Below are 12,508 nucleotides of genomic sequence, written 5' to 3' on the forward strand. Positions count from 1 at the left end.
CTCTCGGTCGGGTGAACGGGATCGGTGGACCCCCGCCGGTCCCGTTCGGCATGCTGGACTCGGTGACGCACCGAAGAGGAGACCGCCATGAGCGCACTCACCGTGGGCCACGACCCCGAGCTGAGCTGGGACGACCTCGTCCGGTTCTGGGAGGAGATGGAATGGCCCGAGGGCAGCAGGGTGGAGATCATCGAGGGGATCATCACCGTGTCACCTGCTCCCGCGTACCGCCACAACGTCATCGCGGAACGCATCCAGCGCCGCCTCTACTCCGTGATTCCCGAGGACTGGGGGATCTTCCAGACGCTGGCCGTCGCGGTTCCGTCCCGCCTGGGCATGCTCATCCCGGACCTGGTGGTGGCTCCGGTGCTGGAGAACCCCGAGGCGGACACCTACGTACCGGCCGGTCTCGCCGAGCTTGTGGTCGAGGTCACCTCCAAGTCCAACGCCCGCCATGACCGCATCAGCAAGCCCGCTGCCTATGCGACCGCAGGCATCCCGCTCCACCTCCTCGTCGACAGGTGGGCTCCCGAAGGTCCTACGGCAACGCTCTACGGCGAACCGAAGGGCGATGTCTACCGCCCGCTGAGCGTCGCCAAGTTCGGAGAGCCCCTCAAGATCCCGGCCCCGTTCGACATCACCGTCGACACCGGCGAGTTCCCGATGAGTTGAACCCCCTCCCGGGGTCTACCGCACGTGGACCCCGAGACGACGCCTGTGCTGATGCTGACCGGTCCCGTCACCGCCGACCAGGTGACAGGGCTCACCGAGGACGTGCGGGCCCTGCTGGAGGCCGGTGGCGCAGGGGTCGTCGTATGCGACGTGGCCGGGATCGGGCCGCCCGGGCTCGCCGCCGTGGACCTGCTGGCCCGCCTTCAGCTCGCCGCGAGGCGGGCCGGGGGACACATCCGCCTGCGCGCCCCCGACCCCGCCCTACGCGCCCTGCTCGATCTCGTCGGCCTCCCCGTCGAGGTGGAGGGGGACGCCGAAGAGGGGGAACCAGCGCTGGGTGTCGAGGTAGAAGTGGAACCCGGTGAGGCGGCCGTCTGAGATCTCCAGGACCTGTATCGCCCAGGGGGAGAAACCGCCCTTCTCCGGGTCGGGCTTGTACTGGGCGAAGCCCGGCAGGCCGTTCACCTGGACCGGCAGCAGCCGGGAGCCCTCGCAGGCCGAGCCGATCGTCGTCATGAAGCCCGTGATGTCCTCGTGGCCCGTGAGCCACAGGTCGAACGGCGGCATCGTCATGATCGCGTCCTCGTGGAGCAACGCCGTCAGGGCCGTCATGTCATAGCCCTCGAAGGCCGCCACGTAGCGTTCGAGGAGCTTCTGCTGCTCCTCGTCCAGCGGGTCGGACACCTTCGCGTCCGCCCCCGCCTCGGCCCGCTCCGCGAGCGTCGCCCGCGCCCGCTGGAGCGCGCTGTTGACCGAGGCGACCGAGGTGTCGAGCAGTTCGGCGACCTCGCTCGCCCTCCACGCCAGCACCTCCCGCAGGATCAGCACCGCGCGCTGCTTCGGAGGCAGCTGCTGCAGCGCGGCCAAGAACGCCAGCCGCACCGACTCCTTGGCGACCGCGGCCTCCGCGGGGTCCTGGACCGTCGGCAGCACACGCGCGTCCGGCATCGGCTCCAGCCAGGTGTTCTCGGGGCGGGGGGAGAGGGCCGCCTGAGCCAGCGGGGTGGCCTCCGACAGATCCATCGGCCTGGCCCGCTTGCTGCCCGCCGTCAGCATGTCCAGGCAGACGTTCGTCGCGATCCGGTACAGCCACGAGCGCAGACTGGAGCGGCCCTCGAACTTGTCGTAGCTCCGCCACGCCCGCAGCAGGGTGTCCTGCACCGCGTCCTCCGCCTCGAAGGACGAGCCGAGCATGCGGTAGCAGTAACCCGTCAGCTCGACCCGGTGCCTCTCCAGCCGGGCGTCGAGGTCCTCGACCGTCGCGGTGCCTGCCGTACTGTCACTCATCGTCGTCCACCCGCCCCTGTGGCCGTCCTGTCACGCGCCTTTGCGCCCAGCACTTCGGAAGCTACCGCAGCCCACCGACAACGGCCTGCCGAGCCGGCGAAGGGCCAGGTCAGAAGCATCAGGTCAGACGCGCCAGGTCAGACGAGCTGCTTCACGGACATCAGCAGATGCCGATGGGTGTCCGGAGTGTCCGCCGCGCCCAGCAGTGCCCGCCGGCCCGTCCCCAGCAGCTCCAGCCGCAGCCCCTGCGCCCCGAAGGAGCCCACCGACCGGGATCACCACGACATGGCCCAGCTCCGCGAAGCGTTCGGGATCACTGCGCACTTCTGATCCGCCCATGCAGCGTCGGCACTGCCCGCGTTCGAGGACCGGCCCCGGCCCGCCCGCGCACGGATACACAACTGAGCGGCTGCCGTGCGGCGCTTGATACGCGGGTGAGACCCGCCGGCGGACCGCCGGGTCCAGGATCTGGGCCGACGGGACGGCCGGGTGCCGTTCCTCCGTACAAACCCTCCGGAGCGATGGCCCGGGGCGGACGAAAGGGCGAGTGACTCATGCTCAAGTTGATCAGCCCAAGGGCGGCCGCCGTCCTGACGACGGGGGTCGCACTGACCGCGACCGTGATGGCCGCCTTACCGGCGCAGGGCATCGTGGGTGGCACCGAGTCAACGCAGGCTTACTCGTTCATGGGCTCGTTCCAGCCGTCCTACCCCGCGCCGCCGCGCCCGGACGGACACGGCTGTGGGGTGGAGGTCCTGGCGCCGCAATGGGTCCTGACCGCCAGTCACTGCGCCGGCCGGAACCCTACTGATGCGAAGGTAGGTGTCCCGCGTGGCTGGAAGGTTCGGGTCGGGTCACTGGACACCACGTCCGGAGGCGAGGTCGCCGAAGTCGACCACTACTACCGGCTGGCGACCAGTCGCGATGACGGGGGGTTCTGGGGCCGGGACATGGCGTTGATGCACCTGCGGACCCCGGTTCGGGCCAAGCCCGTGCGGATTGCGTCGTCCACGCCGGCGGACAACACGCCCGTCCGCATCATGGGCTGGGGCATGACCTGCGACGACAGCACCGATCCGGCGTGCTTCCCGAAACGGCTGCAGGAGGCTGACACCGTTGTGCAGCCGATCTCGACGTGTCCGTCACACGCGGACAGCGGAGAGTTGTGCGTCGGTAGCGCCGACGGCAAGGTCGCCGCGTCGAACATGGACTCCGGTGGGCCTGCGCTGGTCCGCGAGGGCGACCAGTGGGCGGTGGCCGGTGTGGTCAGCGGCCCCGATGAAAGCGGCAAAACGCTGTACACCGATGTCACCAGGCACGCCGACTGGATCAACGGCATCATCACCGGCACCAACGTGCCCCCCGACGACCAGATTCCGAACGTGGAAGGCGCGGCGGACCTGGGCAACTGCGTAGGCTCGGTGGTCAGCACCCCGGCTTCCCGGCCGCAGGATCCGGCGCTGCTGCTGACCAACGGTCACTGTGTGCAGGAACAGCGGCCCGAGCCTGGGACCGCGCTGGTGGACCGGCCGGCCGACCGTGAGGTGCCGATCGCCGACCGTCAGGGCTACCCTCAGACCACCGCCCATGCGAAACGGCTGGTGTACGCGACGATGACCGGCACCGACATCGCGCTCTACCGCCTGGACGAGACCTACGCGCAGTTGAAGGCCGAGGGCGCCAAAGTCTTCCAACTCACCTCCACCCCCGTGCGCGCAGGCGACCCGCTGACCATGGCGTACGCCAGCCGCCGCCTTGACTGCACCGCCGAGGCCGTGGTCACGCACCTGCGGGAGGGCGGCTACCAGCAGGACGACTCGATCCGCTACGCCACCAGCGAAGACTGCTCCCCCTGGCACGGCACCTCCGGTTCGGCCCTGCTGGCCCCCGACGGCACCACGGTCGTGGGGATCCACAACACCCACAACGAAGCCGGCGAACAGTGCACCGACAACAACCCCTGCGAAGTGGGCCCGGACGGAGCCGTGACCTCCGTGCAGGGCCGAAGCTACGGCCAGCAGGTTTACCTGATCGCGGCCTGCCTGACCGAGGGGTCAAAGCTGGACCTGTCCCACCCGGGCTGCACCCTCACCGGGGCCACGCCCCGGTGAGGGTGCGGCGACGGCCGCCGAAGTGACCAGGACCGGCGCAGCGAGCTCCCGGACCCACGCACCGTGATCTGATCAACAACACCGGCGAGACCAGCCCCGGCGCGGGCACGGTGCAGGCAGAATTCGGCAGGGAAGGATTCTCCGTCGGATGACGGGCCTTCAGCACCTACGTCTGATGGGGAGAGATGTCGGTTCCAGCGGCCGGGGGAGACGCCCCGGTGCCCGTGACGATCCTGCTCGTCGAGGACGACGAGGTGATCCGCAGGTCGGTCGCGATGGCGCTGGAGCGCTACGGCTACCGGGTCACCTCCGCCGGTGACGGACTGACCGGGCTCGAACTGTTCAGGGAGGGCAGGTACGACCTGCTGTTGCTGGACGTCATGCTGCCGGAGCTCGACGGCATCGGGTTGTGCCGCCGGATCCGGGAGACCAGCACGGCTCCGATCCTGATGATGTCGGCCCGCGGGGACACACTGGATGTCGTTTCCGGCCTGGAGGCGGGCGCCGACGACTATGTCGTCAAGCCGGTCGACACCGCGGTGCTGGTGGCCCGGATCCGATCGCTGCTGCGCCGCGCCACGTTCGCGCCGACCGAGGCACCGGCAGATGCTGCCGTCGCGTCGGCGGGCGGATCCAGAGTCCGCCCGCCGGACGGGTCGGCCCGTCTTGATCAGAGCACCCCCCGCGTTCAGCGCGCCCGGCTCGTCTTCGGAGACCTGGCCATCGACACGGCCGGCCTGGAAGTGTTCCTGGCCGGTGAGCCGGTCGCGCTGGCCCCTACCGAACTTCGGCTGCTGCTGGAGTTCGTCGCACACCCCGGCATCGTCCTGGACCGGCAGACCCTGCTGCGCAACGTGTGGGACTACGGCTGGGACGGCGACAGTCGTGTGGTCGACCTGTGCGTGCAGCGGTTGCGAAAGAAGATCGGCGCCGAGCGTATCGAGACGGTCCGAGGCTTCGGCTACAAGCTGAGGCGCTGAATGGGAACCCCACGGACCCTGTTCGACTCGGGAACCAAACGGACCCTGCTCAACTGGCGCTCCCTGCGCTGGAAGATCGCCCTGTTGGTGGCCGCGGCGTGCTGCGGCATCGCGCTGACGGTCGGGCTGCTGGTGCACCACAGCACCTACGAGCGGTCCATGAACGACGGCGCGGCCAAGGCATACACCGCCTTGGACACCGCCCTCTCGGCACAGAGCGGCAGCGGGAACGACGGCCTGACGCAGGCTTCCGGGGAGATGCCGACAGACCTGGTACGGATGGTCCAGGAACACGGGAGTGCCGCCATGTACGACGACAGCGATGAGTACCGGCCGCGGATGTGGGCCGGCAAGCGGATGCCGGACGGGCGCCTTGCGGCGATCTCGGTCGACATGACTCCCGACCAGCTCAGCCGCCGCGCCCTGGACCGGCACATGCGGAAATACTCACTGGCCGCGCTGGCCGTCGTCATCCCCCTGTCCGCCCTCGCCGCCGAACTCCTCAACCGCCGTCTGCGGCGGGTGGCGCGCACCGCACGGCGCATCGCCTCGGGCGACCTGGCCGCCAGAACCGAGGTGGGCGGCCGGGCGGGCGACGAGATCACCGAGATCTCGGCCACCGTCGACTCGATGGCCGACAGCCTGCAGGACCGGCTGCGCAGTGAGCAGCGTTTCACCGCCGATGTCGCGCACGAACTGCGCACCCCACTGATGGGTCTGGTCACCTCCGCCGAACTCCTCCCCGAGAGCGAGGCCACCGATCTCGTCAGGGACCGGGTCCGGGTGCTGCGCACCCTCGTCGAGGACCTGTTGGAGATTTCCCGGCTCGACGCCGGTGTGGAACGCGCCGACCTGCGGCCCGTCGTACTCCCCGATGTGGTCCGGGACTCGCTGTCCCGCACCGGCCTCAAGGCACGGTTCGCGGTCGGCGCCGCGCCGGCCGTGGTGGAGACAGACCCCCGCCGACTCGACCGGATCCTCGCCAACCTGATCGTCAACGCCCACCGCCACGGCGCCGGGCCGGTCGAGGTCACCGTCGAGGACACGACCGTCGCCGTCCGCGACCATGGCTCCGGCTTTCCCGACAGCCTCCTCTCCGAAGGGCCGCAGCGCTTTCGCACCGGAGCCGCCGAGCGCGGCCGCGGGCACGGTCTCGGGCTGACAGTCGCCTCGGGCCAGGCCCAGGTCATCGGCGCGTCGCTGCTCTTCTCGAACGCCGCCGACGGCGGAGCCATCGCCACGCTCCGGCTGCCGAAGGCGGGCTGACACCACAGAACCGAGCTTGTTCCACCCCGCCGCGTCGCCGTCTCGAAGTCGAACCCCGACACGCTCAGCCGCCTCCAGCAGCAGCCCGCCCAGTACGGGGACGGGGGTGCGGGCGGGCAGTGCGCGGGCCGCCCAGGCGACCGCCTCCACCAGGTCGTTTCGCTCGGCCCGGAACTCCACCGTCGAAAACCCCCTGCTCGGCCCAGTCGTCCGGCGGAGGCTGCGGGCCGCCACTGACAACCGGTGCTGAGCAGGGGGGAACGAAGGGGACGCTCAGTGTGCGGGGACGAGTGTCTCCCGGCGGGCCGCCCGTGTTCCGAGCAGGGTGATCGTCACGACGCCGAGCACCGCCAGTACGCCCACCCCGACCGTGCCCGCCCAGCCGCCCGCGTGGAAGGCCAGCGCGCCGACCGTGGAACCGGCGCTGGAGCCTATGTAGTACGCGGACTGGTAGAGCGCGGAGGCCTGGGCGCGGCCGGTGGCCGCCGTCTTGCTGACCGCCGAGGACGCCACCGCGTGCCCCGCGAAGAAGCCCGCCGTGATCAGCACCAGGCCCAGCAGGACGAGGGCGAGGGAGCCGGCGAGGGAGAGCAGCAGACCGGCCGCCGTGGTGCCGCCCGCCAGGTACAGCGACCCGCGCCGCCCGAGCCGGCCCACCAGCCGGCCGGCCGTCGACGCCGACACCGTACCGACCAGGTACACCAGGAAGATCGAGCCGACGATGCCCTGCGGCAGGGAGAACGGCTCCTCCGTGAGGCGGTAGCCGATGACCGTGTACACGCCGCCGAAGACGGTCATGAACAGCGCGCCGATCGCGTACAGCCGGCGCAGCAGCGGGTTGGACAGGTGCCCACGGACCGTCCCCAGGAGGACGCGGGGCGCCAGCGAGCCGGCCCGGAAGTGCCGGGGTGCGGGAAGCAGCAGACGGAACGCGACGGCGCAGCCCACGGCCAGCACACCGATCGCCCCTACGGCGACCCGCCAGCCCCACTCCTGCGCGACCCAGCCGGTGATGACCCGGCCGCTCATCCCGCCGACGCTGTTGCCCGCCACGAACAGGCCGATCGCGGTGACCAGGGCCTTCGGCCGGACCTCCTCGGCCAGATACGCGGTCGCGGAGGCCGGCAGGCCGGCCAGGGCCGCGCCCTGCACCGCCCGCAGCACCACCAGCGCGCCCAGCGACGGCGCGAAGGGGACCAGCAGGCCGACGGTCACCGCGACCGCCAGGGAGGCCGTCATCACCGTACGGCGTCCGTAGCGCTCGGAGAGGGCGCTCATCGGCAGCACGAACAGCGCCAGTCCGCCGGTCGCCGCCGCCACCGTCCAGCTCGCCTCGCTCGCCGCGACCCCGAAGTCACCGGAGATCAGCGGCAGCAGCGCCTGCGTGGAGTAGAGGAGGGCGAAGGTCGCCACCCCGGCGAGGAAGAGCGCGAAGCTCATCCGGCGGTAGCCGGGACCGCCGGGGGTCAGACGGGAGTCGGGGGCGGGGGCGAGGGGCGCGGCGCCCACGAGTGTGGACGCCCCGGTACTGGCGGGAGACATGCTTCGAACCTACGTACGTGCCGTTTGATCCGTCCAATGCACAGACTTGTCATAATCGTTCCCATGGTGCATCAACAGAGGTCACAGCCCCGCCTGTCACTGTCCAGTGACACGGAAGACATGGCACTGTCGCTGGCGCCGCGGCTCGCCTACTTCGCGGGCGTCGCCCGCACCGAACACGTGACGCGGGCCGCCCAGGAGATGAACGTCCCTCAGTCGACGCTCTCCCGGGCGATGGTCCGCCTGGAACAGGATCTGGGCGTAGACCTGTTCGCCCGCCGTGGCCGTACCGTCTCCCTCACCCCCGCGGGCCGCACCTTCCTCGCCTCGGTGGAACGGGCCCTCGCGGAGATCGAACGGGCCGCCGACGAGGTCCGCGCCGACGCCGACGCGGCGACCGGCAAGGTCGCGTTCGGCTTCCTGCACACCATGGGCGCCGAGACGGTCCCCGGCCTGATCCACGCCTTCCGCGCCGACCACCCACGCGTCCGCTTCAGCCTGGTCCAGAACTACGGCGAGGCCATGCTCGAAGGGCTCCGCGCGGGCGACCTGGACCTCTGTCTGACCTCCCCGGTCCCCGACGCCCCGGACCTCGTCGCCCGGCGCCTCGACGAGCAGAAACTGCGCCTGGTCGTGCCCGCCGACCATCGCCTCGCCGCCCGCAGGCGGGTCCGCCTGGCCGAGGCCGCCGACGAGGCCTTCGTGACCCTCGAACCCGGCTACGGCCTGCGCCGCATCACCGACGACCTCTGCAAGGAGGCGGGCTTCCGCCCCCGGGTCGCCTTCGAGGGCGAGGAGGCGGAGACCCTGCGGGGTCTGGTCGCGGCGGGCCTGGGCGTGGCGCTCCTCCCGCCGCCGGTCCTGCCCCGCCCCGGCGTGGCGGAGCTGACGGTCACCGCCCCCCGCGCGGTCCGCGAAATCGGCGTCGCCTGGCTGGACGGCCACCCGGACACGCCCCCGGTGGCCGCCTTCAAGAAGTTCCTGCTGTCGCGAAGGGGCAGCCTGCTGGCCTGACGGAGTCGGAGTCAGCGGCGCAACGACTTGCCGAACCCCGCGGCCAGCGGCATCCGCAGCCCCAGTGGCGGCGGAGCCGCGAGCGCGTCCTCGACCGGGCGGGAGAACCCCCGCCCGAACAACGCCCCCATCACGAAATCCTCGGCCAGCGCCAGCACTTCGTCCCGGTACTGATGCAACCCGTGGCCGTCGGTGTGCACTTCGAACCGGCACACGTCCCGATTCGCCTTCTTCGCCCGCGCCGCCAGCCGGAACGAAGACTCCGGGTCGGAGCGCTCGTCATGTGTGCCGTGCACGACCATCACGCGCCGCCCCACCAACTGCTTCACCGGTTCGGGTGGCGCGGCCACATCGTCCTGCGGCAGCCACGGTGCGAGTGCGAGGACGCAGGTGACCGCCTCGTGCCCGGCCGCCCGCAGCGCCGCCCGTCCGCCCATCCCGACCCCCGCCAGGCACACGGGAACGTCCCCGTACCGCCGTACGGCCTCGTCGGCGGCCCAGGCCGCGTCCGCCGCCAGACGCGCCGCGCCGCCGTTCCAGCCGCGGTAGCGGTAGTGAACGACATGGGTGGCCAGCCCTTCTTCCCGGCCCGTGCGCGCGAGTCTTCGGCCGAGGCCGCGCACGGACGCGGCAGCCCACATGGGGGAGGGTCTGCGGTCGGAGACCTCCTCGCCGCCGGGGAGCAGCAGCACCACCCCGCTCACCGCAGTCGGCTCCGGGCCGACCGCCCTCCCCAGCCGGGCCGTGCGCACCGGCGTCGTTTGGTGTGTCACGACAGAACAGTGTCAGAAGTGGCGGTGTACTCCACCCGTACGGGCGGTCACCGTTACGTATCGACAGAGATGTACAGCGGGCGTTCTACGCGCGTAGGAGGTAGAGTGCGGAAATGACGAGCCAGAGCATCCAGGCGGGCGGCGCCCCGAGTCCGGACCAGATCCGTCGCGCACCCAAGGTTCTGCTGCACGACCATCTCGACGGCGGGCTGCGCCCCGGCACGATCGTCGACCTCGCCCGGGAGACCGGGTACGGCCAACTCCCCGAGACCGACGCCGACAAGCTGGGCGTCTGGTTCCGGGAGGCCGCCGACTCCGGTTCCCTGGAGCGGTACCTGGAGACCTTCTCGCACACCGTCGGTGTGATGCAGACCCGGGAGGCGCTCGTACGGGTCGCCCGGGAGTGCGCCGAGGACCTGGCCGAGGACGGGGTCGTCTACGCCGAGGTGCGCTACGCCCCCGAGCAGCACCTCGAGGGCGGCCTGAGCCTCGAGGAGGTCGTCGAGGCCGTCAACGAGGGCTTCCGGGAAGGGGAGCGGACGGCACGTCAGGGCGGCCGTCGCATCCGCGTGGGCGCCCTGCTGACCGCCATGCGGCACGCGGCCCGCGCCCTGGAGATCGCCGAACTCGCCAACCGCTACCGGGATCTCGGTGTCGTCGGCTTCGACATCGCGGGCGCGGAGGCCGGCTTCCCGCCCACCCGGCACCTCGACGCCTTCGAGTACCTGAAGCGGGAGAACAACCACTTCACCATCCACGCAGGTGAGGCCTTCGGGCTGCCGTCCATCTGGCAGGCGCTGCAGTGGTGCGGAGCCGACCGGCTCGGGCACGGGGTCCGCATCATCGACGACATCGAGGTCGCACAGGACGGCGGCGTGACGCTCGGCCGGCTCGCCTCCTACGTCCGCGACAAGCGCATCCCGCTGGAACTGTGCCCCAGTTCCAACCTCCAGACCGGCGCGGCCTCCTCCTATGCCGAGCACCCCATCGGTCTGCTGCGCCGCCTCCACTTCCGGGCCACCGTCAACACGGACAACCGGCTGATGTCCGGCACCAGTATGAGCCGGGAATTCGAGCATCTTGTCGACGCGTTCGGTTACACGCTCGACGACCTGCAATGGTTCTCGGTCAATGCTATGAAGTCAGCATTCATTCCTTTCGATGAACGACTCGCCATGATCAATGACGTGATCAAGCCTGGTTATGCCGAGCTGAAATCCGAATGGCTGTTCCAGCAGACCGCTTCCACCAGCGGTTCTGTGGTGGAGGAGAGCTGAGGGCCGGGTGTGCGAGGGCATGGAATGCGGGCGGGTGTTCACCATCCGTCCGCATTTCGATGTTTGCGGCGGCCCCCTTTTCGTGTTTACGGTCATGGACCGATCGGTTCCCCGTATCCCATTCGAGGACGCATTCATCATGAAGCAGTCTGCTGCCAAGACCCTCGGCGTCGCCGCCCTCGGTGCCGCCATCGCCGCCGTCGGTGCGGGTGCCGCGAACGCCGCACCGGCCGTCCCGGACGCCACGCAGGCCCTGGACGGGGTCACCAAGACGCTGCCGGCCGAGAAAGTGGCAACGGCGCTGCCGGGGGCCGCCGAGGCGCTGGCGCAGGCCCAGCCCGCCGTCACCACCAGCCTGGCCGCCGCGCAGCCGGCCGCCGAGAAGGCGCTCGCGGGGGGCCCGACCAAGCCGGTCGCCGGTCTGCTCGGCGGGCTGCCGCTGAAGGGCCTGCCCACGCACGGCCTGCCGGTCAACGGGCTGCCGGTCGGCTGAGCCACCACGGACACGAACGCCGTCGGGGCGCGCCTGGGAGGAACCGGGAGCGCCCCGACGGCTTTTGGCGTGGGCGTGGATCACCAGGCCGCGCGCGTCTTGTCCGTCGAGCCGGAGGATCCCGCGGAGTCCTCGGACGGGAACAGGATCCACAGCGCTATGTAGAGCAGGAACTGCGGGCCCGGCAGCAGACAGGAGACCAGGAAGATCACGCGCATGGTCGTCGCGGAGGTGCCGAAGCGGCGGGCCAGCGCGGCGCACACTCCGCCGATCATGCGGCCGTTGGTGGGGCGGGCGAGACTGGACATCTACGGCTCCTTGGTGAGCGATGAGGTCCCTCCCGCTCGGGCGAGGCCGAGAGCGGGGGAGCGAGGCGGCCCCTGCGGCTGCCTCCATCTGCCTTCAACGCTACGGAGACGAAACGGACGAAGCGTCACTCCACGGAGCTATCCCGACCCCGAGAATCCTTGCCCTACGGAGCGATCCCGACCCTGGGAATCCTCGGGGTCCGACCCTGAGCCGCCTCCTCCTGACGGGCGGCCGCGTGCCCCCGGCGTTCGCCCCTGCGGCGCAGCCACGCCCGGGCCGCCGGTACCACCGCGGCGTGCGCGAGGGCCACGCCCGTGGTGTTCAGCAGCAGTGAGTCGACGTCCACGACCTGACCGGGCACGCCGGTCTGCAGCAGCTCGATCGCCAGCGACAGCAGCGCGCCCGCCGCGACCGTACGGATCAGGGAGACGAGCGGGGAGACCCGGAGCCGGCCGTGCACCAGCGGCAGCAGCAGGCCCAGCGGGGCGAGCAGACCCAGTCCGGCACCGATCCGCCGGGCGGCCTCCGGCCAGCCGAGCCTCAGGTCGGCGCGGATCCCGGCGAACGGATGCAGGTTGGTGGGCAGTACCCAGGGCACGTCCCGCGGGCGCAGCGTGACCCAGGCCACGAACACGAGGTGTGCCACCAGGAGGACAACCCCGGTCGCACGGAGACGGATCGCGGCGCTGCCGCCGACGGAGCCTTGACGCTGCACGACCCCCTAGACGCACCTCTCGGCACGATCGGTTCCGGCTGCCCGTCCGGCATCCCCGCGATTCCCGTG

At 70.9% G+C, this 12,508-nt stretch carries 14 protein-coding genes and 1 pseudogene; 8 read left to right on the forward strand and 7 right to left on the reverse strand.

The genetic code is table 11. The features are described 5' to 3' along the window. Positions 1–87: 87 nt before the first annotated feature. The gene (locus ABT057_RS11230; RefSeq protein ID WP_352342313.1) at positions 88–672 is read left to right on the forward strand and encodes a Uma2 family endonuclease; all 585 of its coding nucleotides are present in this window, start codon (positions 88–90) and stop codon (positions 670–672) included. Positions 673–723: 51 nt separating this feature from the next. Then, positions 724–1,050, forward strand: a complete 327-nt coding sequence (locus ABT057_RS11235; RefSeq protein ID WP_352342520.1) for an STAS domain-containing protein — start codon at positions 724–726, stop codon at positions 1,048–1,050. Here ABT057_RS11235 and ABT057_RS11240 read toward each other — a convergent pair. Beyond that, a complete protein-coding gene (locus tag ABT057_RS11240; protein WP_352342314.1) occupies positions 934–1,959 on the reverse strand; it encodes a sigma-70 family RNA polymerase sigma factor in 1,026 nt (341 codons plus the stop codon). The two genes, ABT057_RS11235 and ABT057_RS11240, sit on opposite strands and share 117 nt — an antisense overlap. 137 nt (positions 1,960–2,096) lie before the next feature. Next, the gene (locus tag ABT057_RS11245; protein WP_352342315.1) at positions 2,097–2,225 is read right to left on the reverse strand and encodes a hypothetical protein; all 129 of its coding nucleotides are present in this window, start codon (positions 2,223–2,225) and stop codon (positions 2,097–2,099) included. Positions 2,226–2,513: 288 nt separating this feature from the next. On the opposite strand from ABT057_RS11245, the gene ABT057_RS11250 reads away from it, so the two are divergent. The 3 genes from ABT057_RS11250 to ABT057_RS11260 all read left to right on the forward strand — a co-directional run bounded on the left by ABT057_RS11250 (position 2,514) and on the right by ABT057_RS11260 (position 6,316). Continuing rightward, entirely contained in the window at positions 2,514–4,070 is a 1,557-nt protein-coding gene (locus ABT057_RS11250; RefSeq protein WP_352342316.1) for a trypsin-like serine protease, read from the forward strand. Positions 4,071–4,255: 185 nt separating this feature from the next. Continuing rightward, on the forward strand, positions 4,256–5,050 hold the full coding sequence (locus ABT057_RS11255; protein WP_352342318.1) for a response regulator transcription factor: 795 nt from the start codon (positions 4,256–4,258) through the stop codon (positions 5,048–5,050). Next, positions 5,051–6,316, forward strand: coding sequence for an ATP-binding protein (locus ABT057_RS11260; protein ID WP_352342319.1), 1,266 nt, complete (start codon positions 5,051–5,053; stop codon positions 6,314–6,316). Positions 6,317–6,433: 117 nt separating this feature from the next. On the opposite strand, the pseudogene ABT057_RS49160 reads toward ABT057_RS11260, so the two are convergent. Together ABT057_RS49160 and ABT057_RS11270 are read right to left on the reverse strand one after the other, a co-directional pair. Next, a pseudogene (locus tag ABT057_RS49160) lies at positions 6,434–6,550 on the reverse strand (hypothetical protein); the annotation flags it as partial. A 39-nt stretch (positions 6,551–6,589) separates the two neighbouring features. Then, positions 6,590–7,858: an MFS transporter gene (locus tag ABT057_RS11270; protein ID WP_352342320.1), complete on the reverse strand. Its 1,269-nt coding sequence runs from the start codon at positions 7,856–7,858 to the stop codon at positions 6,590–6,592. Positions 7,859–7,921: 63 nt separating this feature from the next. On the opposite strand from ABT057_RS11270, the gene ABT057_RS11275 reads away from it, so the two are divergent. Then, the gene (locus ABT057_RS11275; RefSeq protein ID WP_352342321.1) at positions 7,922–8,872 is read left to right on the forward strand and encodes a LysR family transcriptional regulator; all 951 of its coding nucleotides are present in this window, start codon (positions 7,922–7,924) and stop codon (positions 8,870–8,872) included. A gap of 11 nt (positions 8,873–8,883) precedes the next feature. On the opposite strand, the gene ABT057_RS11280 is transcribed toward ABT057_RS11275, so the two are convergent. Then, a complete protein-coding gene (locus tag ABT057_RS11280; RefSeq protein ID WP_352342323.1) occupies positions 8,884–9,645 on the reverse strand; it encodes a prolyl oligopeptidase family serine peptidase in 762 nt (253 codons plus the stop codon). 113 nt (positions 9,646–9,758) lie between these two features. On the opposite strand from ABT057_RS11280, the gene ABT057_RS11285 reads away from it, so the two are divergent. Both ABT057_RS11285 and ABT057_RS11290 read left to right on the forward strand, forming a co-directional pair. After that, positions 9,759–10,922 carry an adenosine deaminase gene (locus tag ABT057_RS11285; RefSeq protein WP_352342324.1) on the forward strand — a complete coding sequence of 388 codons (1,164 nt, stop codon included), beginning with the start codon at positions 9,759–9,761 and terminating at the stop codon, positions 10,920–10,922. A 139-nt stretch (positions 10,923–11,061) separates the two neighbouring features. Further along, positions 11,062–11,415: an ATP-binding protein gene (locus tag ABT057_RS11290; RefSeq protein ID WP_352342325.1), complete on the forward strand. Its 354-nt coding sequence runs from the start codon at positions 11,062–11,064 to the stop codon at positions 11,413–11,415. A gap of 80 nt (positions 11,416–11,495) precedes the next feature. Here the strand turns inward: ABT057_RS11290 and ABT057_RS11295 are convergent, their stop codons facing one another. Together ABT057_RS11295 and ABT057_RS11300 are read right to left on the reverse strand one after the other, a co-directional pair. Continuing rightward, positions 11,496–11,723, reverse strand: a complete 228-nt coding sequence (locus ABT057_RS11295; protein WP_352342327.1) for a PspC domain-containing protein — start codon at positions 11,721–11,723, stop codon at positions 11,496–11,498. Between the two features lie 164 nt (positions 11,724–11,887). Next, the gene (locus ABT057_RS11300) at positions 11,888–12,439 is read right to left on the reverse strand and encodes a VanZ family protein (protein ID WP_352342328.1); all 552 of its coding nucleotides are present in this window, start codon (positions 12,437–12,439) and stop codon (positions 11,888–11,890) included. Positions 12,440–12,508: the final 69 nt, after the last annotated feature.

This window comes from Streptomyces sp. NPDC002588, assembly GCF_040295925.1.
In the GTDB taxonomy this organism is placed as follows: domain Bacteria; phylum Actinomycetota; class Actinomycetes; order Streptomycetales; family Streptomycetaceae; genus Streptomyces.

Bases quoted from the DNA above. Each gene is read 5' to 3' on its own strand.
- ABT057_RS11290 (WP_352342325.1), top strand. From the start codon at position 11,062: ATGAAGCAGTCTGCTGCCAAGACCCTCGGCGTCGCCGCCCTCGGTGCC.
- ABT057_RS11255 (WP_352342318.1), top strand. From the start codon at position 4,256: ATGTCGGTTCCAGCGGCCGGGGGAGACGCCCCGGTGCCCGTGACGATC.
- ABT057_RS11260 (WP_352342319.1), top strand. From the start codon at position 5,051: ATGGGAACCCCACGGACCCTGTTCGACTCGGGAACCAAACGGACCCTG.
- ABT057_RS11230 (WP_352342313.1), top strand. From the start codon at position 88: ATGAGCGCACTCACCGTGGGCCACGACCCCGAGCTGAGCTGGGACGAC.
- ABT057_RS11275 (WP_352342321.1), top strand. From the start codon at position 7,922: ATGGTGCATCAACAGAGGTCACAGCCCCGCCTGTCACTGTCCAGTGAC.
- ABT057_RS11295 (WP_352342327.1), bottom strand. From the start codon at position 11,723: ATGTCCAGTCTCGCCCGCCCCACCAACGGCCGCATGATCGGCGGAGTG.
- ABT057_RS11270 (WP_352342320.1), bottom strand. From the start codon at position 7,858: ATGTCTCCCGCCAGTACCGGGGCGTCCACACTCGTGGGCGCCGCGCCC.
- ABT057_RS11240 (WP_352342314.1), bottom strand. From the start codon at position 1,959: ATGAGTGACAGTACGGCAGGCACCGCGACGGTCGAGGACCTCGACGCC.
- ABT057_RS11250 (WP_352342316.1), top strand. From the start codon at position 2,514: ATGCTCAAGTTGATCAGCCCAAGGGCGGCCGCCGTCCTGACGACGGGG.
- ABT057_RS11285 (WP_352342324.1), top strand. From the start codon at position 9,759: ATGACGAGCCAGAGCATCCAGGCGGGCGGCGCCCCGAGTCCGGACCAG.
- ABT057_RS11235 (WP_352342520.1), top strand. From the start codon at position 724: ATGCTGACCGGTCCCGTCACCGCCGACCAGGTGACAGGGCTCACCGAG.